A 22,778-nucleotide genomic window follows, 5' to 3' on the forward strand; every position below is an offset into this window, starting at 1 on the left:
GCGCTTGCCGGGATCGCGTCAGGAGAGGAACCCTCGCAGAAGGGCGGCGGTGCCCTCCAGGTGCTCGGTCATGGCCCGGCGCGCCGCGTCTGGGTCGCCGGCCAGGATGGCGTCCACGATGGCCTGGTGCTGGACGGCGGCGTGGTCCAGGTTGACCTGGAGCATCGGGATGGCGTTCAGCAGGTCGCTCACCCGGGACCGCGCGTCGGCGCAGGTCGTGGCCAGCAGGGTCGAGCCCGTCAGCTCGGCGATGGACAGGTGGAAGGCCGTGTCGAGGCGGCGGTAGTCCTCCAGGGACGCCTCGTTCAGCTCCGACAACCTGCGGAGCAGGTCGGCCCGCTTCTCGCCGGTCAGCCCCGAGGCGGCCAGGACCTGGGCCGCGCCGCACTCCACGGCCAGCCGGAACGTCAGCGCGTCGGCGAGGTCGTCCACGCCCATTTCCGCCACGGCCTGCCGGAGGTCGCCCGCGTCGGGCTTGGGCGGCTCGTACGTGACGAAGGCCCCTCCATACCGCCCCCGCCGTACATCCAGGTAGCCCGCGTCCGACAGGGCGCGGATCGCCTCGCGGAGGGTCACCCTGCTGATGCCGAGCCGTACGGCCAGCTCGCGCTCCGCCGGCAGCTTGTCGCCCGGCGCCACCACGCCCAGCTTGATGGCCTGGAGCAGCCGTTCCACGGTCTCCTCGAAGGCGTTGCCCGCCCTGACCGGGCGCAACACCGTCATCAAACGCGCCGACTCGTCCAACGTGTCCTCAGGTCTTGACAAGCGATCCCGGCATGCACATCAATGGTCTGAGACTAGCCCAATCAACGGGAAAGCGCGCTAGGCCAGATCGGAGCGACGTCACGTGAGCGAAGGGTTCCTGAGCGTCGGAGAGCTGCGTGACGAGGTGGCCGCCGGGCGGATCGACACCGTGCTGCTGGCGATCGCCGACATGCAGGGCCGGTTGCAGGGCAAGAGGTTGTCGGCGCGCTACTTTCTCGACGAGGTGCTGCACCACGGCTCCGAGGGCTGCAACTACCTGCTCGCGGTGGACGTGGACATGAACACCGTCGCCGGGTACGCGATGTCGTCCTGGGACCGCGGGTACGGCGACTTCGTGATGAAGCCGGACCTGGCGACGCTGCGCCGGGTGCCGTGGCAGGAGGGGACCGCGATGCTGATGGCGGACCTGGCGTGGGAGGGCGGCGGCGACGTGACCGCCTCGCCCCGCCAGATCCTGCGCAAGCAGCTGACCCGCCTGGCCGAGCGCGGCCTGGCCGCGTACGTGGGCACGGAGCTGGAGTTCTGCGTCTACGAGGACAGCTACGAGGACGCCTGGAAGCGCGCCTATCGCGACATGTCGCCCGCGAACCTCTACAACGTCGACTACTCCCTCCTCGGCACCGCCCGCATCGAGCCGCTCCTGCGCCGCATCAGGCGGAGCATGGAAGGCGCCGGCCTGTACGTCGAGTCCGCCAAGGGCGAGTGCAACCTGGGCCAGCACGAGATCGCCTTCCGCTACGACGAGGCGCTCAAGACCTGCGACAACCACGCCATCTACAAGAACGGCGCGAAGGAGATCGCCGCCCAGGACGGCAAGTCGATCACCTTCATGGCCAAGCCGAACCAGCGCGAGGGCAATTCCTGCCATATCCACATCTCGCTGCGCACTGTGGATGGCGACCCGGTGATGGCGGGCGAAGGGCCGTACGGGCTCTCGCCGCTCGGCGCCCGCTTCATCGCCGGCCAGCAGGCCTGCCTGCGCGAGCTCACCCTCCTGTACGCCCCCAACATCAACTCCTACAAGCGCTACGTGCCCGGCAGTTTCGCCCCCACGGCCGTCAAGTGGGGCGTCGACAACCGCACCTGCGCGCTGCGCCTCGTCGGCCACGGCCTGTCGCTGCGTGTGGAGAACCGCGTGCCCGGCGGCGACGTCAACCCTTACCTGGCGGTGTCGGCGCTGATCGCGGCCGGGTTGTACGGGATCGACAACGAGCTGCCGCTGGAGGACGCGTTCGAGGGCAACGCCTACACCTCCGGAGCCGAGACCGTGCCGCACACGTTGCGCGACGCGCTGGCCCTGTTCGAGGGGTCGAAGCTGGCCCGCGTGGCGTTCGGCGAGGACGTGGTCGAGCACTACGCGAACAACGCACGGGTAGAACTGGCCGCGTTCGACGCGGCGGTGACGGATTGGGAGTTGTTCCGCGGGTTTGAACGGATGTGAGAATGAAGATCGTTAATCCGGCGACCGAAGACGTGCTCGCCGAGGTCGAACTGGCCGACGCGGCCGAGGTCGACCGGGCGGTGGAGCGTGCCAGGAAGGCGTACCCGGCGTGGCGGGAGGTGACGCCAGGCGACCGGGCGCGGCTGCTGCGGCGTTTCGCCGACCTCGTGGGCGAGCACGGTGAGGAGCTGGCGGGGCTGGAGCTGGCCAACGCGGGGCACCCGATCGCGAACGCCAGGTGGGAGGCCGGCGCCGTACGCGACGTCCTGCACTTCTACGCGGCCGCCCCCGAACGTGACCACGGCAAGCAGATCCCGGTGCCCGGCGGCGTGGACATCACGTTCCAGGAGCCCCTGGGTGTCGTGGGCGTCATCGTGCCATGGAACTTCCCCATGCTGATCATGTCGTGGGGCGTGGCCCCCGCGCTCGCGGCCGGTAACACCGTGATCGTCAAGCCTGCGGAATGGACTCCGCTGACGGCGCTGAGGCTGGCGGAGCTGGCCCTGGCGGCGGGCCTCCCCGAGGGGGTGCTCCAGGTTCTGCCTGGGGCAGGGGAGGTCGCGGGGGCCCGGCTGGTCGAGCACCCGGACGTGGCCAAGATCGTGTTCACCGGCTCGACCGAGGTGGGCAAGGAGATCGCCGCCAAAGCGGCCGCGCAGGTGAAACGGGTGACGCTGGAGCTGGGCGGCAAGTCGGCGAACATCATCTTCGCGGACGCGGATCTCGAGAAGGCGGCGAAGGCGGCGCCCTACGCGGTGTTCGACAACGCCGGCCAGGACTGCTGCGCCCGCTCCAGGCTGCTCGTCCAGGCCGACGTGTACGACGCGTTCATGGCGCTCCTCGTCCCCGCCGTCCGGGCCGTCAAGGTCGGCGACCCGCTCGACGAGAGCACCGAGATGGGCCCGCTGATCAGCGCCGAGCACCTGGAACGCGTCCGCGGCTTCGTCCAGGACCCCTACCTCCAGGGAACGTGCCCGCAGGGGAAGGGCTACTGGTACCCGGCGACCGTGCTGACTCCCGACGTCACCGACCGGGCGTTCACCGAGGAGATCTTCGGGCCCGTGGTGTCGGTGGTGCCGTTCAAGGACGAGGCGGACGCCGTCAGGATCGCCAACGACACCCCGTACGGACTGAGCGGCTCCATCTGGACCCGCGACGTCGGGCGGGCCCTGCGGGTGGCCAGGGCCGTCGAGTCGGGCGCGCTCTCGGTGAACTCCAACTCCTCCGTCCGCTACTGGACCCCCTTCGGCGGCTTCAAGCAGTCCGGCCTCGGCAGGGAGCTCGGCCCCGACGCCCTGGCGGCGTTCACCGAGACCAAGAACGTCTTCATCTCCTGGGAGTGATACATCGTGCAGCGGTTGCAGGATCGGGTGGCGGTCATCACCGGCGCGGGCAGCGGCATCGGGCTGGCCACGGCCCGCAGGTTCGCCGAGGAGGGTGCCAAGGTCGTCTGCGTGGACGTCGACGAGGAGGCGGGCGCCAAGGCCGCGAACGAGGTCGGCGGCCTCTTCGTCAAGGCCGACGTGACCAGCGAGGACGACGTCGTCCGGATGTTCCGGACGGCGTACGACACGTACGGCGGCGTCGACATCGCCTTCAACAACGCCGGCATCTCGCCGCCCGACGACGACTCGATCCTGGAGACCGGGATCGACGCCTGGCGGCGCGTCCAGGAGGTCAACCTGACCAGCGTCTACCTGTGCTGCAAGCACGTCATCCCGTACATGCGGCGGCAGGGGAAGGGTTCGATCATCAACACGGCGTCGTTCGTGGCGGTGATGGGGTCGGCGACGTCGCAGATCTCCTACACCGCCTCCAAGGGCGGGGTGCTGGCGATGTCGCGGGAGCTGGGCGTGCAGTTCGCCAGGGAGGGCATCAGGGTGAACGCGCTCTGCCCGGGGCCGGTGAACACGCCGCTGCTGCGCGAGTTGTTCGCCAAGGATCCGGAGCGGGCGCAGCGGCGGCTGGTGCACGTTCCTGTGGGGCGTTTCGCCGAGGCGACGGAGATCGCAGCGGCGGTGGCGTTCCTGGCCAGCGACGACGCGTCGTTCATCACGGCCAGCGAGTTCCTGGTGGACGGCGGCATCTCCGGCGCCTACGTGACGCCGCTCTAGGAGGAATCGTGCGTCCGGTCATCGGGATCACCTGTTACGTCGAGCCGGCGAAGTTCACGGTGTGGGCGGACATGACCGTCGCGCTGCTGCCGTACATGTACGTGGAGCAGGTCGTCCGCGCCGGCGGGCAGCCGGTCGTATTGCCGCCGGCCGGCGATCCGGCGCGGCTGGTCGAGCGACTGGACGGGCTCATTTTGGCCGGCGGGGGCGACATCGATCCGGCCAGGTACGGCGAGGAGCCCGGGGAGAAGGTCGGCTACGTCCGCAAGTTCCGGGACGAGGCCGAGTTCGCCCTGCTGGGCGCGGCACTCGACGCCGGGCTGCCGTACCTGGGGATCTGCCGCGGCCTCCAGGTGCTCAACGTCGCCCTCGGGGGCACCCTGCACCAGCACCTCCCCGACGTGGTCGGGCACGAGGGGCACTCCCCCGCGCCCGGCCGCTTCGGCCCGCTGCCCGTCGTCCCCGTGCCGGGCACGCGCCTGGCCAAGGCGCTGGGCACGGAACCCGTGACGGTCCCGCACTACCACCACCAGGCCATCGACCGTCTCGCCGCCGGTCTCACGGTCACCGCCACCGCCGAGGACGGCACGATCGAGGCGGTCGAAACGGACTCGGGGCCGTTCACGATGGCCGTGCAGTGGCACCCGGAGGCGGCCGAGGACTGCGCGATCTTCGAAACCTTCGTGGCCGCCTGCCGTCAGCGGACGGGCTGAGCACGCCATCGGGCGGCCGGCCGCTAGCCGACGCGCTTGAGCACGCTGTCGAAGACGACGACACCTGCGCCGTACTTCTGGTCGAACGTGCGGCGCAGGTCGTCGCCGGCAAGCCAGGTGCTCACCTTCACCTGGTTCGAGATCTCATCGGTGGACGCCGACACGAGGCCGTCGCCCACCGCGGCCTCGGCCTCCCGCTGGATGCGCTGCAACTCGGCCTCGCCGTGCCGGGCGCCGGTCACGCACAGCGCGCCGCCCCACACCTCGCGGATCCACGCCTCCCGGCCCTGCAACTCGCCGGTGAACCTCAGGTTGACCACGTATTTACGCGCGTCGAGGGTCTCTTCCTGCTCGGGGCCGGGCTCTGGCCCGAGCCGGTCGATCCAGGCGCCCGCGAACTCCTCGGCCGTCCTGGCCCGTTCGATCGCCTCGTTCATGGTCCGCTCGGTCGTCTTCGCCGGCTCGACGGGCCGCCAGCCGCCCGCGGGCTCGGGGCACGGGCTCGCGAACCTGTCGTGGCCGTCCGGACCCTCCTGGCGCCGCACCGGCTCCCCCGGCGGCTCCGTCAGGGTCAGCCTGGCGCCGTCCCAGGTCCCGACCACCCGGTACTCACCCCACTTCACCCCGCGCAGCGACTCGTGCTTCACCTTGCTCCAGTCCCAGCCGACGACATCGGGGCCGCCGCACTGCGGCGGGAGCGACTCGGCCACGACCATGCACAACTGCGGGCCGTGCCCACCGCCTTCGAGCACCGTCAGGCTGGCCTCGTACCGAGCCGGCTGCACTGTGGCCTGCTGGTCGCCGCAGGACGTGATGGTCAGAGCGGCCACGAGTCCGAGCGCCGCCATTCGCCGATTCATGCCCACTCAAACGTCGGCGCCACCCGAGCGGTTCACGAAAGGCCCGTACGCGACAAGACCCCCACAACGGCACTAGGCTTGCGGACATCACCGACGAAACCGTGCGGGAGAGCACCCTGACAAGCCGGTCAGGGTCCCTGAAGGAGCAAGCCCTCCCCGCGAACCTCTCAAGGCAAAGGACCGCACGGACGAGGTGACCTCTGGAAAGCAGGCCTGTGGGCCTCGCCGAAGGTGAAAGTCCGGCAAAACCCGGGCGAAGCTCTCAGGCATCGATGACAGAGGGGGAGGATGCTGGCATCCGATCCTGTCCTGAGGTGCGATAAATGTCCCGACCGACACCGCTACGAGACGTTCACGAGAGCCTCGGCGCCACGCTCACCGACTTCGCGGGGTGGCTCATGCCGCTCCGGTACGGCAGCGAGTCCGCGGAGCACAACGCCGTCCGGCAGGCGGCCGGGCTGTTCGACCTCTCCCACATGGGAGAGATCTTCCTGACGGGCCCGCAGGCCGGACAGGCCCTGGACTACGCGCTGGTCGGACATCTGTCGGCGTTGACGCCCGGTCGGGCCAGATACACCATGATCGTGAACGGGCAGGGCGGAGTGCTCGACGACCTCATCGTCTACCGGCTCGGGGACGAGGAGTTCATGGTGGTAGCGAACGCCTCGAACTACGAAAAAGTCGGAAATGAGCTGAAGGAGCGCGCGAAGGCGTACAACGTGGTCGTCGATGACCGCTCCGACCAGTACGCGTTGATCGCCGTCCAAGGCCCGCGCTCCCAGGAGATTCTGGCCACCCTCACCGGCGCCGACCTCGACGGTCTCAAGTACTACGCGGGCCTGCCCAGCGTGGTGGACGGCCGGCAGGCGCTGATCGCCCGTACCGGCTACACCGGCGAGGACGGCTTCGAGCTCTTCGTCGCGAACGAGGACGCCGCGCCGCTCTGGCACGCCCTCATGGCGGCCGGCGAGCCGTACGGGATCAAGCCCGCGGGCCTGTCCAGCCGCGACACGCTCCGCCTCGAGGCAGGCATGCCGCTGTACGGCAACGAGCTCAGCGTCGAGCTCACCCCGTTCGACGCGGGGCTGGGCAGAGTGGTGAAATTCGACAAGCCCGGCGACTTCGTCGGCAGGTCGGCGCTCGAGGCGGTCAAGGACGACCCGCCGCGGCGCCGCCTCGTCGGCCTGGTCGCGCGGGGCCGCCGGGTGCCGCGCCATGGCTACCCGGTCACCAAAGACGGCGCCGTCGTCGGCGAGGTCACCAGCGGTGCGCCTTCCCAGACCCTGGGCAAGCCCATCGCGATGGCCTACGTGGACACCGGCGTCGAAGAAGGCCTGGCTGTGGACATCCGGGGCAGCCAAGAACCTATGGACCTGGTAGAGCTGCCCTTTTACAGGAGGAAGAAGTGAGCAACATCCCTGACGAGCTGAGCTACACCAAGGAGCACGAGTGGGTGGCCGGGCTCGATGACGGGCTGACCGTGACCGTCGGCATCACGGCCTACGCCGCCGAGGCCCTCGGTGACGTGGTCTACGTGCAGCTCCCCGATGTCGGTTCGAACGTCGAGGGCGGCGACTCCGTCGGCGAGGTGGAGTCGACCAAGTCCGTGAGTGAGATCTACTCGCCTGTCGGCGGCGAGATCGTCGAGATCAACCAGGCCGTCGCGGACGACCCGTCGCTCGTCAACAGCGACCCGTACGGCGAGGGCTGGATGTTCCGCGTCCGCGTGGAAGGCGACCCGCGGGACCTGCTGTCCGCCGAGGAGTACGCCGGGCTCACCTCAGGCGAGTCCTGACCCATTTTGCCGGGGCCCGATCGCGGGCCCCGGCCTAGCACGAAGGGCGCCCCATCAATGGCGATCAGCGTCTTCGACCTCTTCAAGATAGGCATCGGGCCTTCCAGCTCCCACACGGGGGGCCCGATGGCGGCCGCCCACAAGTTCGCCCGCGGCCTGCACGAGGACGGCCTCCTGCCGCGCGTGGCGCGCGTCAAGGCCATCCTGTACGGCTCACTCGGCCTCACCGGCAAGGGCCACGGCAGCGACAAGGCCGTCCTGCTGGGCCTGTCGGGCGAGAAGCCCGAGCTCGTGGACGTGGACACGATCGACGACCGCCTGGCCGCGATGCGCGCGTCCGGCACGGTCGCCCTCTACGGCACCCATGAGATCCCCTTCGTCGTCGGCGAGGACCTGATCTTCGAACGCAAGATCTCCCTCCCCGAACACCCGAACGGCATGCGCTTCACCGCCTTCTCCGCCTCCGGCGAGCAACTGCGCGAGAAGGTCTACTTCTCGGTCGGCGGCGGCTTCGTCGTGGACGAGAAGGCCACCGGCGCCGACCGCATCAAGCCCGACGACACCGTGCTCCCGTACCCCTTCACCACAGGCGAGGAGCTCCTCAAACACTGCTCGAACACGGGCTTGTCGATCTCGGCACTGGTGCTGGAGAACGAGAAGGCCTTCGGCCGCACCGAGGAGGAGATCCGCACCGGAATCCTCAACCTGTGGCACGTCATGTCGGACTGCGTCCGCCGCGGCATCGCCAAGGAGGGCGTCCTGCCCGGCGGCCTCAAGGTCAAGCGCCGCGCCAACCAGCTCTACCGCCGCCTGCAGACCGAGCCCCCCGAGAAGGACCCGCTCCAGGCCATGGACTGGGTGACCCTGTTCGCCCTGGCGGTCAACGAAGAGAACGCCGCCGGCGGCCGCATCGTCACAGCCCCCACCAACGGCGCCGCCGGCATCATCCCGGCCGTCCTGACGTACTACACCCGCTTCGTCCCCCACGCCGACGACGACGGCGTCGTCCGCTTCCTCCTCACCGCCGCCGCCATCGGCGTCCTCTTCAAGGAGAACGCCTCGATCTCCGGGGCCGAGGTCGGCTGCCAGGGCGAGGTCGGCTCAGCCTGCTCCATGGCCTCCGCCGCCCTCACCGAGGTCATGGGCGGCACGCCCGAGCAGGTGGAGAACGCCGCCGAAATCGGCATCGAACACAACCTGGGCCTGACCTGCGACCCGATCGGCGGCCTGGTCCAGATCCCGTGCATCGAACGTAATGCGGTCGCCTCCAACAAGGCGATCACAGCGGCGCGAATCGCCCTGCGCGGCGACGGAAAGCACTATGTGGCCCTGGACAAGGCCATCAAGACGATGCGGGACACCGGCCGGGACATGCTGGACAAGTACAAGGAGACCTCGCGAGGCGGGCTGGCCGTCAACGTGATCGAGTGCTGATCCGACCAATCGCACCCCGGCTGTGCGGTGGCAACCTCACATGGCCGGGGGATGAGGGCGCGATGATCACTGCCTCGGACCACAGTGCAATGCGTCAGGCACCAACCCAGCCGGCTCATCGAGGAGAGCCTGCGTGATCCGTACGAGGGCATCGGCCCGCTACCACTACGAGGAGACAGCGGGGCCAACCGTCAACGTAACCGGGTGCACTTGGACCTGTTTGCCCAGGTACGACTGGTGGTTCAAGCGCCGAATCTTCCCGACTTCGCCTCCCGTGAGTGACGACTCCTCTACGATCGGTCACCGAGGATGACAGGAGGCAGGCCGTGTTCCGCGAGCGCAAGCCGAGTGTCCGGTGGGTCCTTCCCGAGGGGCATTACAACCCCGCGGTCGGGGAGGGAGTGCGGTGGCTCGACTATGAACGGGCCGCTGAAATGGACGCCGCGTCCATGCCCGAGGGCGGGGGTTTCCAAGGCGCGGCCACGTTAGAGCCTCTCGACGTGCCGGAGCTTGTGGACGCGCCTGGCACGGGCCGGCCTGGCGATGCGCCGCCCCCTGCCAGATCCGCTCCGGCGCCCCTGGTCGAATGCCGTGCGGCGCCCGACGCCGAGACCGGCCTGGCACCTGCGGCCGACTCGCGCCCTGCGGCTCCGGCAGACTCCCGAGCCACGCCTCCGGCCGGATCCCGGCCTGCGCCTCCGTCCTCCGTGTCCCGTCTTACACCTCCGGCCGGCCCGTGTGCGGCGCTCCCAGGCGAATCCCGCGCGGTGTCGTCGAGCAGTGGTCGCGGCGCCGCCGCGACCTCCCATCGGGCGTTCGACATTCTGGACGCGCCCGCCGAGCGGGTCGTGGAGGGCGACTGGTTCGAGCGGCCGCACCGGCCCCCCAGGCTGGCCGAATGCCGCCCGTACGGTGTGCCGGGTGGGCTCGCACACCCGGATCCGCAGGTGGAGCGGGACCTGATCGAGGCGTTGCCCCCGGGCAGCCGCTTCCCCGACCCCCGCGGCACCTGGATACGGCTCATCAACGGCGGCGGGCCGGCCGACGACCCGTTCCGGGCCTCCAACGCCGCCGACTGCGCGCTGGCGGTCCTGTCCACCTGGCACGGCGAGCCGGCCGCCGCCGCGCCCAGGCTCCCCGAGTACGACAGGATCGGGCGCCCGCTGCTGGCCGGCGAGCGGGGCAGCCGGGCCAGGATCGAGCGGTGGGTGGGGCAGCGACTGGAGTACGCCGGGCAGGGGCGGCACGCGTACCCGATGATCGCGGGGCGGCTGATCGAGGCCGGGCACGGGGCCTGTGCGGTCATCGTGGTGCGCTGGCCGGGAGGCGGGACCCACGCCTGGAACGCGGTCAACGCCGACGGTGAGGTCATCTGGATCGACGCGCAACGGGGTCACATGTCCGTCGAGCCTCCCTACACGACCGTGACGGGGGTGTTCTGCGTGATACTCGACCGGCAGGGGCGGCCGCGATGAACCTGGATCAGGCTCGGGCGCTGGCCGAGGAGTATTTCAACGGGGTGCGCCCCCTGGACGAGGCGCTCCCCGTGGGGATTTTCGGATTCCATGACGGATATGTCGCCTGGGTGCGGGAGCTGGATCCCGACGATCCCGGCAGGTTGCCGGAGACGGTCGGCGGTGGGTGCATCGTGATCGACCGGGCCACGGGTGAGGTGGTGGCCCGGCCGCTGCTCGATCCGGAAACGGTGGCCGAGCTGTGGCCGGGCCCCGTCCCCCGATGAGCGGGCGCCAAGGTGAAGGGCCGGGCGCCGCCCCCATAAGACGCCCGACCCTTCGGCGCGCGGGCCGCGGGTATGTCCGGGCAGCCTGAGCGCGGCGCGTACCCTCTATCCGATTTTTTCGGTTTTATCCATTTAATTGGCCTTTTGTCCCGGTCAGCCGGTGGCGAGCGCCCCGACGATGGAGGCCCGGGCCGCACGGCGGGCCGGGAGCACAGCGGCCAGCACACCCGCCGCCCCTGACAACACCACGAACAGCACGATCTGCGGCACCGGCACCGACAACACGGCCCCGTCCAGCATCGCCATCACGGCCGCCCACCCGAACACACCGCCCAGCACGACCCCGACCAGCGCCCCGATCAGCCCCAGCACCAGCGCCTCGATCGACAACATCCGGCGCAGCTGCGGCCGGGTCAGCCCGAGGGCCCGCAGCAGCGCGGACTCCCTGGTGCGTTCGTGGACCGACAACGACAGCGTGTTCGCGATGCCCAGCAGCGAGATGAGGATCGCCAGTCCCAGCAGACCGGTGATGATCATGAACAACATGTCCAGAGTCTCGTCGAACTGGCCTCGTATCTCGGTCGAGCTCGCCAGCTGAACGGTCGGGTGGGCGGCGATGGCGGCCTCCACCATCGCACGGGTCTGCTCGGCGGGAACGCCGTCACGGATATTGATCATCACGACGGAGTCGGGCAGCCGGTCGAAGTACGTGTCGAAGGGCTGCTCGCCAACGGTGAGGGCCGGCAGCGTGGAGTTGGTGCCGTTCAGCACGGCGACCACGCGCAACGGCACGGTCCCCGCCAGGTCGGTCCTGGCCCGCACGGTGTCGCCGACCGTCACGCCCAGCTCCTTGGCCGCGTAGTCGAGCAGCGCCACCTCGCCGGCGGACAACCCGGCCATGGCCCCGGAGACGACCTCGGGTGTGACGGCCCCGCGGTAGGTGCCGATGTCGTAGCTCCGGCCGTCCACCTTCGTCGGCGTCTTGCGGACCTGCAGCACCGACGCCAGCTCCGGCTTGCCGCGCAGCCCCTCCGCCACCGACCGGGGCACGCCGCCCTCGCGCCCCTGCGTGGCCAGCATGTAGTCGACGGGGAACTGCTCGTCGAGCTTGGTCCACACGGTCACCCGCGTGGACGCGCTGAGCACCGAGATCAATGTCATGAGCGTCACCCCGATGGTGAGCGCGACGGTCGTGGTGGCCGCCCGCGTGGGGTTGCGCGCGGAGTTGTCCACCGCCAGCCGTCCCGGCACGCCGAACAGCCGGGCCGGGATCCAGCCCACCGCCGCACTCAGCGGCTTGACCAGCACCGGCCCGAGGATCAGCACAGCGAGGAAGGTCAGGGCGCCGCCGGCCATCACGACGATCAGGGTGGGTGGCTCGCCGGGCGGCATCCCCCACACGCCGAAGCCGGTCGTCCCCATCCCGGCCAGCAGGAACAGCACCGCGAAGACCCAGCGCATAACCCCGGTGCGGTACGTCTGCTCCGCCACCTGCGTACGCAGCGCCGCGACCGGCCGCACTCGCGTGGCCGACCGGGCGGGAAGCAGCGCCGCGCACACCGTGACCACCAGGCCCACGGCCAGGCCGATGGCGATCGTGGCCGGCGCCAGCGTGACGGCCGCATCGGTGGGCAGCTGGACGTCGAACGCGCCGAGGACCGCGAGCGCGAGCGCCGCCAGCCCGTACCCGATGACCAGGCCGAACGCGGAGGCGACCAGGCCCACCACCACCGACTCCAGCACGATCGAGCCGAAGACCTGCCCCCGCGTCGCCCCGATGCACCGCAGCAACGCCATCTCCCTGGTCCGCTGCGCGACGAGGATCCCGAACGTGTTGTAGATGACCAGCGCGGCCACCATCATCGCCACGGCGCCGAACATCAGCAGCCCCACGGTCAGGGTCCGCATCTCGAACCCGGCCGCATCGGCCAGATCGGCGGCCAGCTCATCACCGGTCTTGACCACGGCCCCACCGCCGGCGGCCGCCGCCACGGCTTGCTTGAGCCCCGCGGCCTGGCCCGCGACGTCGATCTCGCGATACCCCTTCGCGCCGGTCATCCGCTGCGCGGTGGCCGTGGTGAAGCCGACGACGCCGGTATACGCGAGTTGCTGGTCGACGCCGGGATCAAGGAGCCCGACGAGCTTGAACCGGTGCTCGGCCTGCTTGCCATCGAGCACCGTGATCGTGTCGCCGATCTGGAATTTCTGGGCCTTGGCCGTGTTCTCGTCGAGCACGGCGGCTTGGTCGTCCGTGCCGGGGCCGGAGCCGGAGACGATCGCGGTGCGGTCCAGCGGTCCACGCACGATCGAGACGGCCGTGGTGGGCACGCTGCCCACGACCTTGCCGTCCTTGCCGACGAGCGGCGCGGGCTCCCGGATCAGGCCCTGTGCCTCGGTCACGCCCTCGACGGCGCGTATCCGTTCCACGATCTTCTCGGACAGGACGCCGTCGGGGTCCTTGGGCAGGACGGCCACGTCGACCTTGCCGGCGTCGGCCGTGACCCGCTGGGAGAAGCCGGCCTGGATGGTGTCGTTCAGCACGAACGTGCCCGCGATGAACCCCACCCCCAGCATGATCGCCAGCGAGGTGAGCAACAACCGGAGCCGGTGCGCGCGCAGCCCGGCCACTGCCGTCCTCAGCACCTCACGCCTCCAGCTTCACGAGCGTGTCCAGCACGGACTGCGGCGTCGGCGCGGCGATCTCGGTGATCAGCTCGCCGTCGCGCAGGAAGACCACTCGGTCGGCGTACGCGGCCGCGACCGGGTCGTGCGTGACCATGACGATGGTCTGGCCCAGCTCGCGTACGGACGTGCGGAGGAAGGACAGGATCTCGGCGCCGCTGCGCGAGTCCAGGTTGCCCGTCGGCTCGTCGGCGAAGATCACCTGGGGCTTGCTGATCAGCGCCCTGGCCATGGCCACACGCTGCTGCTGGCCACCGGACAACTCGGTCGGCCGGTGCGCCAGCCGGTCCCGCAGCCCGACCGTGTCGATCACCCGGTCGAGCAGCACCTGGTCGGCCTGGCGGGCGGAGATGTCGAGCGGCAGCCGGATGTTCTGCTCGGCGGTCAGCGTGGGCAGCAGGTTGAACGCCTGGAAGACGAAGCCGATCCGCTCACGGCGCAGCAGCGTGAGCTGCCGGTCGGTCAGCCCGGTCAGCTCCACGTCGCCGATGTGCACGGTGCCGGAGGTGGCGGTGTCGAGCCCGGCCAGGCAGTGCATCAGCGTGGACTTGCCGGAGCCGGACGGGCCCATGATCGCGGTGAACGCCCCGGTCGCGAAGGTCACGTTCACCCCCCGCAGAGCGTGCACCTCGGCGTCGCCGTGGCCGTACACCTTGGTCAGATTCGTGGCTACCACGGCAGGCGGGGCCTGGGTGAGCGTCACTTTCACTCCTTGTCGCGGACGAGCGGACGAGATCAACGCCAACCACGCTAGGAGTGAAAATCTCTCGATCCATGGGTCCTGAGGAGGGACTTCTCGTAGGACTCCAGATGACCCGGGTCAGACTTTCGGTCGATGGGACGGCACGATCAGGCCGCTCTCGTACGCGTACACCACCACTTGCGCCCGGTCCCGCAACCCCAGCTTGGCCAGCACGCGCCCCAGATGTGTCTTCACCGTCGCCTCCGCGACCTCCAGCTGGTTCGCGATCTCCATGTTGGACAGGCCGCGCGCCACCATGAGCAACACCTCCTGCTCACGGGGCGTCAGGTCGGCCGTCCTGACCCGCTCCCCCGACGGCAGCTGAGCGGCGAACTGTTCCAGCATGCGCCGCAACGTGGGAGGCGCCACCACGGCGTCGCCCGCGTGCACGTGCCTGATGGCGCTGACGAGATCGGCCGGCGGCACGTCCTTCAGCAGGAAACCGGCGGCGCCCGCCTTGACCGCCGCGAACGCGTACTCGTCCAGGTCGAACGTCGTCAGGATCAGCACCTTCGGCCCGTCGATCCGGCTGGTCGCCTCGACGCCGTCCATGTGGGGCATGCGCACGTCCATGAGCACGACGTCCACCTCGATGGTCTTCAGCAGCTCCAGGGCCGCCGCCCCGTCACCGGCCTCGGCGACCACCTCGATGTCCGGCTGCGCTCCGAGCACCATCCTGAAGCCGGCGCGCAACAGCTCCTGGTCATCGACCAGCATCACGCGTATCACCAGGCCGCCTCCTCCTATGCCGCTTTGACCATGGGCAACCTGGCCAGCACCTCGAAGCCGCCGCCAGAGCGCGGGCCCGCCGACACCGCGCCGCCGTACATGCCGACCCGCTCCCGCATGCCGATCAGCCCGTGACCGTCGGGGCTCTGCGGGGAGGCGGCGCCCCTGCCGTCGTCGGTCACGCGGACGACCAGGTCGGGACCGCCGTACTCGATCTCCACGACCGCCTGGACGCCCGGGCCGCCGTGTTTGAGGGTGTTGGTGAGGGCTTCCTGGACGATGCGGTAGATCGCGAGCTGCTGGCCCTCGGGCAGCTCGCTGGGCACGCCGGCGACCCGCAGGCGGGTGGGCACGGCCGAGCCGCGTACCAGCTCCTCCAGCTGGGCCAGTCCCGGCTGCGGGGTGTAGTCGGTGTCGCCGTGCTCGTTCTCCCGCAGCACGCCGACCAGCCTGCGCATCTCGGCGAGCGCGGCCCGGCCGGTCTTGGAGATGGTCCTGACAGCCTGGCGGGCCTGCTCGGGGTCGCTGTCCATGGCGAAGCCCGCGCCGTCGGCCTGCACCACCATCACGCTGACGTTGTGGGCCACGACGTCGTGCAACTCCCTGGCGATCCTGGCGCGTTCGGCCGCGGCGGCCATCCTGGCCTGCTGGTCCCGCTCGCGTTCGGCCCGCTCGGCGCGTTCCTCCAGACCCTCCAGGTAGCGGCGGCGGGTGTTGGCGTACAGGCCGGTCAGCCAGATCGTGATCACGAAGATCGACCCGCTGAAGAACATCCCGAACGTGGGCGTGTCCCAGCTGACCAGCGCCATGAACATCCCCAGCTCCGCCACCAGGCCGGCCGCCAGCGCCCAGCGGAACGAGCACTGGTAGGCCACCGCCCACAGCGCCACCAGCACCGAGAGGTTGGCCGGCAGCAGGTCGACGTCCGCCAACCACTGGCCGAAGCAGATCAGCGAGATGGCCGAGAACGCGGCCAGCGGCCGATTCTGCCAGAGCAGCGGCGCCAGGAGCAGCGCCGACAGCAACAGGTAACCGGCCGCGCCGACATACTGGCCACCGTCCGGCGACGTGTTGATCACGAACGGCACCGCGAGGATCGCGCACAACCCGGCTAAGGGCGCGACCCGGAGGCCGCCCGCCAGCTTCTCATGGCGTCTGGACCACGCCCGTACCCTGCCGAACACATCCTCACGATATGTAAGCCGGAACCGCCATTGGTCCGCCTCCAGGGGGAAGTGCGCGTACGACCCAGGTCGCACATGGCGAAGGCTTACGCGGGTCTTACGGCGGTTTGGGCATTCTCTACACCGGGAGCGCCCCTCCAGTGGGCGAGTAAAGGGAGATCGTGATGGCGGATCATGATCGCGACGCCGGGTCGCGCGGTGAAGAGGAAGCACCGCGCGACCCCGCCCGGGAGGAGCCTGCGGCCCCCTCGACCGAGCGCGACACGGACGTGTACCCCGACCAGTCCAACCTGAAGTACGGCGAGATCCCCCCAGGCCCCGGCCCCCACGTCGGCCAGGACTACACCTCGGCCGCGCACACCCTGCCCGGCTCGGACTCCTCCTACCGGCGTGCCGACACCTCTTTCCGCGATTTCATCCGGCAGAAGCCGGCCCAGATCGCCGGCGCCGGCCTGATCGGCCTCGTCCTGGGCGCTATGATCGGGGGCACCACGGTGGCAGTGGTGAGCAACCTGGGTGACCGACACGAGCGTCACGGCGTGTACGTGGAATATCCCGACTGGAGACCGAAGCGCTTCGTGGTCCCGGATCAGCTCAATGAGCTCTGTCAGGACACCGGGGACGACATCGTCTGCGAGGCGCCGTTCGACATGAGAGTCCGGCCCAATACGGAGCCGACCAGCACCGGTTGAGCATGTCCATCATGAACTTGTGGGGCCGGTGGGATTCGAACCCACACTAACAGCCACCTAAAGACTGCGCCTCTGCCATTGGGCTACGGCCCCTGCTTCGTCTTTCCCTTACCGGCGAAGTTCTCGGTTTGGGAATGACAGTTCGGGCACAGAAAGCGCAGATTATCGATCCGATTGTCAGCCAGTCACCATTGATGTGGTCGACGTGGAGCGTCAGCGGCCTTCCTTGCCACGTACCGCCAATCTTACAGCCTGCGCAGGTGTATGGGAGCCCTGCTTCGCGCAAGGCGCGGCGAAGTGTCGGCGCCTTCTCCCGGATGGAACCTGACGGGCGTGGCACGAGAACCTCTTGATAGGGGCGCAGGCTGGGAGAACGCCGCCCTTTGCCATGGGCTTGGCCGACGAAGTGGGAGGTGTCAATCTCGAAGTGCTTCAACCTTCGACTGATGTGGGCATGGCTTCCGCCCGTCCACTTGATGCCCAGGCGCCGAAGAACGTCCGCTACACTGCGTGACTCGGCAGCCGCTTCAGCGAGCAGCTCGCGTGAATACTTGATGTATGCCGCCATGAGACAAGACTAGAAAACGTCACCGACATTTCCTGGACCGAAATAGGCGCCGCCGCATCTGCCTAATTCCGTCGTTTTGCCGCAATTCAGAATGCGGGCCCTCTCAGGAGGGCCCGCGGCGGAGGTCAGGCCAGTCCCAGCTTCTTCTTCAGCGAAGCCACGTGCCCCGTGGCCTTCACGTTGTAGAGCGCCTGCTCGATCTTGCCTTCCCCGTCGATGACGAACGTCGAGCGAAGGACGCCCACGATCTCCTTGCCGTACAACTTCTTCGTGCCGTACGCCCCGTACGCCTGGTGGACGGCCAGGTCGGGGTCCGACAGCAGGGGAAAGGTCAGCGCGTCGCGCTCGGCGAACTTGGCGAGCTTTTCCGGCTTGTCCTTCGACACGCCGAGCACCACGAAACCCTCATCCGTCAGCTGGGCCAGGTTGTCGCGGAAATCACAGGCCTGCTTGGTGCAGCCGGGCGTCATCGCGGCAGGGTAGAAATAGAGGATCACCCGCTTGCCGCGGTAGGCGTCGAGCGAGACGGCGCCGCCGTCGGCAGTGGGTAGCGTGAACTCGGGCGCGGCGTCGCCGGGCGCGAGCTTGGTTTCGGTCTGCTTGGTATCGGTCACGGGGCCTCCTGAGCTCTCCCCCGCAAACCTACCGGCTACCGGCCCGGCCGCCGTGCCGTGCGGTGCGACGACCTGACAGACTGATCACGACCAGAACGGACGGAGCTCGCACGGCACGCGGAGCGGGCGCGGCCCCGCGTACGGTCGAAAGGAGAGCCATGGCTGACACCGATCCCGACGAGCTGGAGCGGCGGATCGCGCGTACGCGCGCGGAGTTGGCTCACACGGTCGACGCCATTGCCGACCGGGTGAGCCCCAAGCGGGTCGCCGAGCGTACGATGGCCGACGTCAAGAGCAGGGCCGGGCATTTCGTGGCGTCCGTGGGCGATGCCCTTGGGATGACGCCGAAGCCGGTCGAATATGCCGACACCCCCGATGGGGTGTGGGAGGAAGATCGGCCCAACCTGGCTCCGGTGCTGATCGGGGTAGGTGCGGCGCTGGTCGTGGGGGCGGCCGTCGTGCTCTGGCGCCGTCGTCGCCGCCGCCCCTGACCTGTGCGTGGGGAGGAGGGGCCGGGCTTCAGAGGAAGGTCTGGCCCTCACCCCTGTACGTGGGCGCCGACTCCACGAGCGTGTCACCGTCCACCAGGTGCAGCGTGTCGAAGCGCTCGCACAGCTCGCCCGCCTTGGCGTGCCTGAACCACACCCTGTCCCCGATCCGCAGGTCCTCGGCCGCCTGGCCGAGCAGCGGCGTCTGCACCTCGCCCGCGCCCTCGTCGGGCCTGTACCGCAGGCCGGCGGGCAGGTATGGCTGCGGCAACCGGCTCGGCCCCGCCTGTCCGGAGGCCACGTAGCCGCCGCCGAGCACCGTCACCGTGCTCGGGCCCGGCCGGCGCACCACGGGCAGCGCGAACAACGCTGCGGGGTGGCCGGTGAAGCCCCGATAGAAGTCGAACAACCGGGGATGGAACAGGCCGGAGCCGGCGGCCACCTCCGTGATCGCCTTCTCACGCACGGTCCGCTCGATGGAGCCGGTGCCGCCGCCGTTGACGAACTCGAGGTCGGCGATCTGGCGCACGGCGTTCACGATGCGCCCGCGCCTCATGACGAGTTCTCTGGCCGACTGCGCCTGCATGAAGCGGACGAGGCGGGAGTAGGCGGCCTTCCCTGGCGGCGCGTCGCCGACGCCGGCGATCTGGGCCTCGTACGCCAGCAGCCCGGCCAGCCGGAAGCCCGGTCGTTTCGCGATGGCGGCGGCCAGGTCGGCGGCCTGCTCGGGTTCGCGGATGGGCGACCGGAGAGCTCCCGCCCGGAATTTCCCGCCGAACGCGATGAATGCGGCGTCGATGTCCATGCACACCCGGATCTCCGCACGGGGCCGGGCCGCCGCCACGGCCGCCTCGATGAAGTCCAGGTGAGCCACGGAGTCGATGGTCACCGTGATGTGCCTGGCCGCCTGAGAATCCCCGGCCAGCGTGGCCAGAGCGTGCCGGTCGGCCGTCGGATAGGCCACGAGGATGTCGGTGAAGCCGTGGCCGGCCAGCCACAGCGCCTCGGGCAGCGTGAAGGCCATGATGCCGCGGAAGCCGTCCAGGGCCAGGACACGTTCGAGCACCTCGCGGCTGCGTACCGACTTGCTGGCCACCCGGATCGGCTTGCCGGCCGCCCGCCGTACGAGATCGGCCGCGTTGGCGCGCATGGCCGCCAGGTCGAGGATCGCGAGCGGCGGCTCCAGAGCCGCAGTGGCGCGGTCGTACCGCAGGCGGTCGTCCATACGAGCAGGGTAACGGCATATGGGGCAAATGAATATGAGGGTGATTCATATTCGTTCGGTTCCCCGTAATGTTCGGGCAAATCGGCGGCGAGGGTCGGTTCAGGCCATGTGCGCCCCATGTACGTCTGTCGTTGTGATGACCACGCTTCAGCGGCAACGCCCCAGTGCCCCCGCCACCACGCAAGACTCCGGGCTGCGTAGGGCGAGCAGGGCGCTCAGGCCGGCGCGTACCCTCCCGGGCGCCGTCGTGTCGCTCGCCCTGGCCGCCGGGCTGGGTGCGACCGCGGCGGAGGTGGTGGCGGCGCTGCTCGGGCACCCGCTCGGCTGGGTCCCCGTGAACGAGCTCATCGAACTGGCCGGTGACACCACATGGCGGCAGTCGGCCACGGCCGCGCTGGCGATGGCGGGCGCGGGCACGCTGATGTTGTCGCTCGCGATCGTGCCGGGCCGCTGCAGGCTGGTGCCGGTGCAGAACACCGACCCATTGATCGTCATCGGCATCACCCGCTCCGGACTCCGCCGCACGCTGCGCGCGGCCGCCCAGCAGGTGGCCGGGGTCGACAAGGCCCGGGTACGGCTGCGCAGGCGCACCATCGAGGTCACCGTCATGACCGGGTCGGAGAGCTCGGGCTCGATGCTCCGGCAGGTCGGCACCGCGGTCGGCGACCGTCTGGCCGGTGTGGGCACGCTCGGCGCCGGTGAAGTCGTGGTCCGCCTGCGCAGAAAGGGCCCGTGATGGGGATCCGTGAACGGGCCGGGAAGGTGCTGTGATGCGTCAATACACCGGCAACCGCATCGGCCTGGCCATCGTGGGCGGCACGCTGGCAGGCCTGGGCGCGTACGCCTGGCTCCGCGGGCACGACCGTCTCTCCGGCCTGCCATCGCACACGAAGATCCTCCCCGCCCAGGCCTCCCACGCCCTGGCCACCGAGCCCTGGCTGCTGTGGGCCCTGGCGCTGGCCCTGCTCCTGCTGTCCCTCTCCGCCCTCCGCTGGCTGCTGCTCTGCCTGGGCTGGGGCCGCCGCGGCGCCCGCAACGGCACGGGCACTGCCATGTTGTACGTCGGCCTCAAAGGCGTGGAGGGGCTGGCTCGGGCCGGGGTGCGGGTCGGCCAGGACGGCATACACGTCGCCTTGTCCTGCCCGGCGGCGACCGACGTGGGGGCCGTGGTGAGCAAGCTGGACAACGACATCGTGGGGAAGATCCGCCGCGAGGTGTACGACGACGAGACCCCTACGCTCGTCCGGCTGCACGTGCGCCGATAGCCCGCCGGTAGCAGCCGGGTGCTAGGTCACCTGCACCGTGAGCGTGTGCCAGCCGGTCGCCCCGTCGGGGGCGGGCGGGGCCGGCTGCTCGGTCTGGGTGTGTCCGGCGGCATCGGTCGCCCGCACCTGGATCGTGTGCCGGCCAGGCGTGGCGTCCCAGTCGAGTGACCACTGCCGCCACGTGTCGGGGCCGGGGACCTCGGCCAGCCGCGCCTGGCGCCACTCGCCGTTGTCCACCCGTACCTCGACGGCGTCGATCCCTGTGTGCTGGGCCCACGCCACACCCGCGATCGTGGTACGCCCCGACTTCAGCGAGTCCTGCGGCTTGGGCACGTCGATGCGCGACTGGGTCTTGATCGGGCCCTTGGCCGACCATCCGCGCGGAGTCCAGTACGCCTCGTCCCTGTCGAACCTGGTCACCTTGATGTCCACCACCCACTTGGTGGCCGACACGTATCCATACAAGCCGGGTACCACCTGCCGTACCGGGAAGCCGTGGTCCACGGGGAGGGCCTCACCGTTCATCGCCACCGCGAACAGGGCGTCGCGGCCGTCCATGACCACGTCGACCGGGGTGCCGCAGGTGAAGCCGTCGGCGGAGGTGGACAGCAGCATGTCGGCGTTCGCCTGCAGGCCCGCCTGGCGCAGCACCTGCGCCATGCGGACGCCGAGCCAGCGGGCGTTGCCCACCAGGTCGCCGCCGACCTCGTTGGAGACGCAGGTGAGCGTGACGTCGGCCTCGGTGAGCGGCATCTTGAGCAGGTCGGCGTAGGTGAGCTCGATGGGACGGTCGACCATGCCGTGAATGCGCAGCGTCCACTGGTTCGGGTCGACCTGAGGGACGATCAGGGCGGTGTCGATCCTGTAGAAATCCTGATTTTTCGTGATGAACGGCGACAAGCCGCTGATGCGGAAGTCTGCGGCTACCGGGATGGGCTTGGCGGGAGTCGCGGGCTTGGGCAGGGCCAGCCTCACCCGAGCGGCGCTCACCGTCCGCCGGTCGCCGATCTGCCACCCGAGCAGGGCGGACGCACCGGCGACCGCCACGCCGCCGGCGACCCCGGTCAGCAACCGCCGCCGATCGAACGCGTCCCGGCCCGCCGCCGTGGTGCCATGAGGGGTCGCATCGGCCGCCTGAGCACCAGGAGCGGAGCCGGCAGCCGCCTGAGCACCAGGAGCAGTGCCGGCAGCCGCCTGAGCACCAGGAGCGGTCGCATCGGCCGCATGAGTGCCGTGAGCCGTGGCGGCAGAGGTCTGGGTGCCGGGTTCGCCCGCCGCCCGCCGTACCAGCCATGAGAGCATCCACGCGCCGGCTGCCACTCCTGCCAGGGTCGGCAGGGCGTCCAGCACCCCGGTGCTGTCCGGCCGGGTCACCACCGCGAGCACCCCGACCACCCCGAACACGCCCAGCCCCGCGAAGCCGTAGGCGAGCCGCCGCGTGGACAGCACGCCGATGGCGGCGGCGACCCCGGCCAGCACCACCAGCACCCCGCCGACGAGCACCGGCTTGTCGTAGAAACCGAGCGTCTCTTTCGCGAAGTCCACGACCGGCTGGGGCGACAGATCCACCGTGGCATCGGCCACGGCGAGGACGGGAAACGCCTCAGGCCTGACGAACCCGGCCACGAGCAGGGCCATCCCGAGGGCCACGCCCCCGGACACCAATCCCGCCACGGCGCCCGCCCAGCGGGGCACCAGCTCATTCCTCTGCACAATGCGACGCTAC

General features: G+C 69.9%; 23 protein-coding genes, 1 tRNA gene and 2 riboswitches. Of the genes, 13 read left to right on the forward strand and 11 right to left on the reverse strand.

Annotation, left to right across the window (positions count from 1 at the left end):
- Positions 1-18: 18 nt before the first annotated feature.
- Positions 19-723, reverse strand: coding sequence for a FadR/GntR family transcriptional regulator (locus ETD86_RS09345; protein ID WP_138665707.1), 705 nt, complete (start codon positions 721-723; stop codon positions 19-21).
- Positions 724-847: 124 nt separating this feature from the next.
- On the opposite strand from ETD86_RS09345, the gene ETD86_RS09350 reads away from it, so the two are divergent.
- The 4 genes from ETD86_RS09350 to ETD86_RS09365 are packed head-to-tail and all read left to right on the forward strand — an operon-like array spanning position 848 to position 5,033.
- Positions 848-2,206, forward strand: a complete 1,359-nt coding sequence (locus ETD86_RS09350) for a glutamine synthetase family protein (RefSeq protein ID WP_138665708.1) — start codon at positions 848-850, stop codon at positions 2,204-2,206.
- A 2-nt stretch (positions 2,207-2,208) separates the two neighbouring features.
- Positions 2,209-3,549: an aldehyde dehydrogenase family protein gene (locus ETD86_RS09355; protein WP_138665709.1), complete on the forward strand. Its 1,341-nt coding sequence runs from the start codon at positions 2,209-2,211 to the stop codon at positions 3,547-3,549.
- Between the two features lie 6 nt (positions 3,550-3,555).
- Positions 3,556-4,320: a 3-oxoacyl-ACP reductase gene (locus ETD86_RS09360; RefSeq protein ID WP_246147807.1), complete on the forward strand. Its 765-nt coding sequence runs from the start codon at positions 3,556-3,558 to the stop codon at positions 4,318-4,320.
- Positions 4,321-4,328: 8 nt separating this feature from the next.
- The gene (locus ETD86_RS09365) at positions 4,329-5,033 is read left to right on the forward strand and encodes a gamma-glutamyl-gamma-aminobutyrate hydrolase family protein (RefSeq protein WP_342779249.1); all 705 of its coding nucleotides are present in this window, start codon (positions 4,329-4,331) and stop codon (positions 5,031-5,033) included.
- Positions 5,034-5,056: 23 nt separating this feature from the next.
- Here ETD86_RS09365 and ETD86_RS09370 read toward each other — a convergent pair whose 3' ends face one another.
- Positions 5,057-5,893: a hypothetical protein gene (locus tag ETD86_RS09370; protein WP_138665711.1), complete on the reverse strand. Its 837-nt coding sequence runs from the start codon at positions 5,891-5,893 to the stop codon at positions 5,057-5,059.
- 94 nt (positions 5,894-5,987) lie between these two features.
- A riboswitch (glycine riboswitch) is annotated at positions 5,988-6,086 on the forward strand.
- Positions 6,087-6,182, forward strand: a riboswitch (glycine riboswitch).
- 34 nt (positions 6,183-6,216) lie between these two features.
- Between ETD86_RS09370 and gcvT the strand changes: the two genes are divergently transcribed.
- The 5 genes from gcvT to ETD86_RS09395 all read left to right on the forward strand — a co-directional run bounded on the left by gcvT (position 6,217) and on the right by ETD86_RS09395 (position 10,863).
- Complete coding sequence (gene gcvT / locus ETD86_RS09375) at positions 6,217-7,302, forward strand: glycine cleavage system aminomethyltransferase GcvT (protein ID WP_138665712.1); 1,086 nt, start codon at positions 6,217-6,219, stop codon at positions 7,300-7,302.
- A complete protein-coding gene (gene gcvH, locus ETD86_RS09380; RefSeq protein WP_138665713.1) occupies positions 7,299-7,688 on the forward strand; it encodes a glycine cleavage system protein GcvH in 390 nt (129 codons plus the stop codon). The genes gcvT and gcvH overlap by 4 nt, the downstream gene beginning before the upstream one ends.
- Before the next feature lie 57 nt (positions 7,689-7,745).
- Positions 7,746-9,122 carry an L-serine ammonia-lyase gene (locus tag ETD86_RS09385; RefSeq protein WP_138665714.1) on the forward strand — a complete coding sequence of 459 codons (1,377 nt, stop codon included), beginning with the start codon at positions 7,746-7,748 and terminating at the stop codon, positions 9,120-9,122.
- Between the two features lie 767 nt (positions 9,123-9,889).
- Positions 9,890-10,597 carry a toxin glutamine deamidase domain-containing protein gene (locus ETD86_RS09390; RefSeq protein WP_138665715.1) on the forward strand — a complete coding sequence of 236 codons (708 nt, stop codon included), beginning with the start codon at positions 9,890-9,892 and terminating at the stop codon, positions 10,595-10,597.
- Entirely contained in the window at positions 10,594-10,863 is a 270-nt protein-coding gene (locus tag ETD86_RS09395) for a hypothetical protein (protein ID WP_138665716.1), read from the forward strand. The genes ETD86_RS09390 and ETD86_RS09395 overlap by 4 nt, the downstream gene beginning before the upstream one ends.
- A 153-nt stretch (positions 10,864-11,016) precedes the next feature.
- Here the strand turns inward: ETD86_RS09395 and ETD86_RS09400 are convergent, their stop codons facing one another.
- From ETD86_RS09400 to ETD86_RS09415, 4 genes are all read right to left on the reverse strand, one after another.
- Positions 11,017-13,506: an ABC transporter permease gene (locus ETD86_RS09400; protein WP_138665717.1), complete on the reverse strand. Its 2,490-nt coding sequence runs from the start codon at positions 13,504-13,506 to the stop codon at positions 11,017-11,019.
- Position 13,507: 1 nt separating this feature from the next.
- Positions 13,508-14,248 (reverse strand): ABC transporter ATP-binding protein, encoded by a 741-nt coding sequence (locus ETD86_RS09405; RefSeq protein ID WP_138665718.1) that lies wholly within the window; start codon positions 14,246-14,248, stop codon positions 13,508-13,510.
- A gap of 117 nt (positions 14,249-14,365) precedes the next feature.
- Positions 14,366-15,016 carry a response regulator transcription factor gene (locus ETD86_RS09410; RefSeq protein WP_211369925.1) on the reverse strand — a complete coding sequence of 217 codons (651 nt, stop codon included), beginning with the start codon at positions 15,014-15,016 and terminating at the stop codon, positions 14,366-14,368.
- A 14-nt stretch (positions 15,017-15,030) separates the two neighbouring features.
- Entirely contained in the window at positions 15,031-16,200 is a 1,170-nt protein-coding gene (locus ETD86_RS09415) for a sensor histidine kinase (protein WP_138665719.1), read from the reverse strand.
- 164 nt (positions 16,201-16,364) lie between these two features.
- Between ETD86_RS09415 and ETD86_RS09420 the strand changes: the two genes are divergently transcribed.
- Complete coding sequence (locus tag ETD86_RS09420) at positions 16,365-16,892, forward strand: hypothetical protein (protein WP_138665720.1); 528 nt, start codon at positions 16,365-16,367, stop codon at positions 16,890-16,892.
- Positions 16,893-16,912: 20 nt separating this feature from the next.
- Here the strand turns inward: ETD86_RS09420 and ETD86_RS09425 are convergent.
- The 3 genes from ETD86_RS09425 to bcp all read right to left on the reverse strand — a co-directional run bounded on the left by ETD86_RS09425 (position 16,913) and on the right by bcp (position 18,074).
- Positions 16,913-16,985, reverse strand: a tRNA-Leu gene (locus ETD86_RS09425).
- Positions 16,976-17,077, reverse strand: coding sequence for an HNH endonuclease (locus tag ETD86_RS59985; protein WP_211369931.1), 102 nt, complete (start codon positions 17,075-17,077; stop codon positions 16,976-16,978). The genes ETD86_RS09425 and ETD86_RS59985 overlap by 10 nt, the downstream gene beginning before the upstream one ends.
- Positions 17,078-17,585: 508 nt before the next feature.
- Positions 17,586-18,074 carry a thioredoxin-dependent thiol peroxidase gene (bcp, locus tag ETD86_RS09435; RefSeq protein WP_138665721.1) on the reverse strand — a complete coding sequence of 163 codons (489 nt, stop codon included), beginning with the start codon at positions 18,072-18,074 and terminating at the stop codon, positions 17,586-17,588.
- Positions 18,075-18,232: 158 nt separating this feature from the next.
- Here bcp and ETD86_RS09440 point away from each other — a divergent pair, with 158 nt between their 5' ends.
- A complete protein-coding gene (locus ETD86_RS09440) occupies positions 18,233-18,565 on the forward strand; it encodes a DUF3618 domain-containing protein (protein WP_138665722.1) in 333 nt (110 codons plus the stop codon).
- Positions 18,566-18,593: 28 nt separating this feature from the next.
- On the opposite strand, the gene ETD86_RS09445 is transcribed toward ETD86_RS09440, so the two are convergent.
- A complete protein-coding gene (locus ETD86_RS09445) occupies positions 18,594-19,787 on the reverse strand; it encodes an amino acid deaminase/aldolase (protein WP_138665723.1) in 1,194 nt (397 codons plus the stop codon).
- 136 nt (positions 19,788-19,923) lie between these two features.
- Between ETD86_RS09445 and ETD86_RS09450 the strand changes: the two genes are divergently transcribed.
- Together ETD86_RS09450 and ETD86_RS09455 are read left to right on the forward strand one after the other, a co-directional pair.
- Positions 19,924-20,523, forward strand: a complete 600-nt coding sequence (locus tag ETD86_RS09450) for a DUF6286 domain-containing protein (RefSeq protein ID WP_138665724.1) — start codon at positions 19,924-19,926, stop codon at positions 20,521-20,523.
- A 34-nt stretch (positions 20,524-20,557) separates the two neighbouring features.
- The gene (locus tag ETD86_RS09455; RefSeq protein ID WP_138665725.1) at positions 20,558-21,052 is read left to right on the forward strand and encodes a hypothetical protein; all 495 of its coding nucleotides are present in this window, start codon (positions 20,558-20,560) and stop codon (positions 21,050-21,052) included.
- A gap of 21 nt (positions 21,053-21,073) precedes the next feature.
- Here ETD86_RS09455 and ETD86_RS09460 read toward each other — a convergent pair whose 3' ends face one another.
- Complete coding sequence (locus ETD86_RS09460) at positions 21,074-22,765, reverse strand: molybdopterin-dependent oxidoreductase (RefSeq protein ID WP_342779251.1); 1,692 nt, start codon at positions 22,763-22,765, stop codon at positions 21,074-21,076.
- Positions 22,766-22,778 lie beyond the last annotated feature (13 nt).

The organism is Nonomuraea turkmeniaca (assembly GCF_005889735.1).
GTDB lineage: Bacteria > Actinomycetota > Actinomycetes > Streptosporangiales > Streptosporangiaceae > Nonomuraea > Nonomuraea turkmeniaca.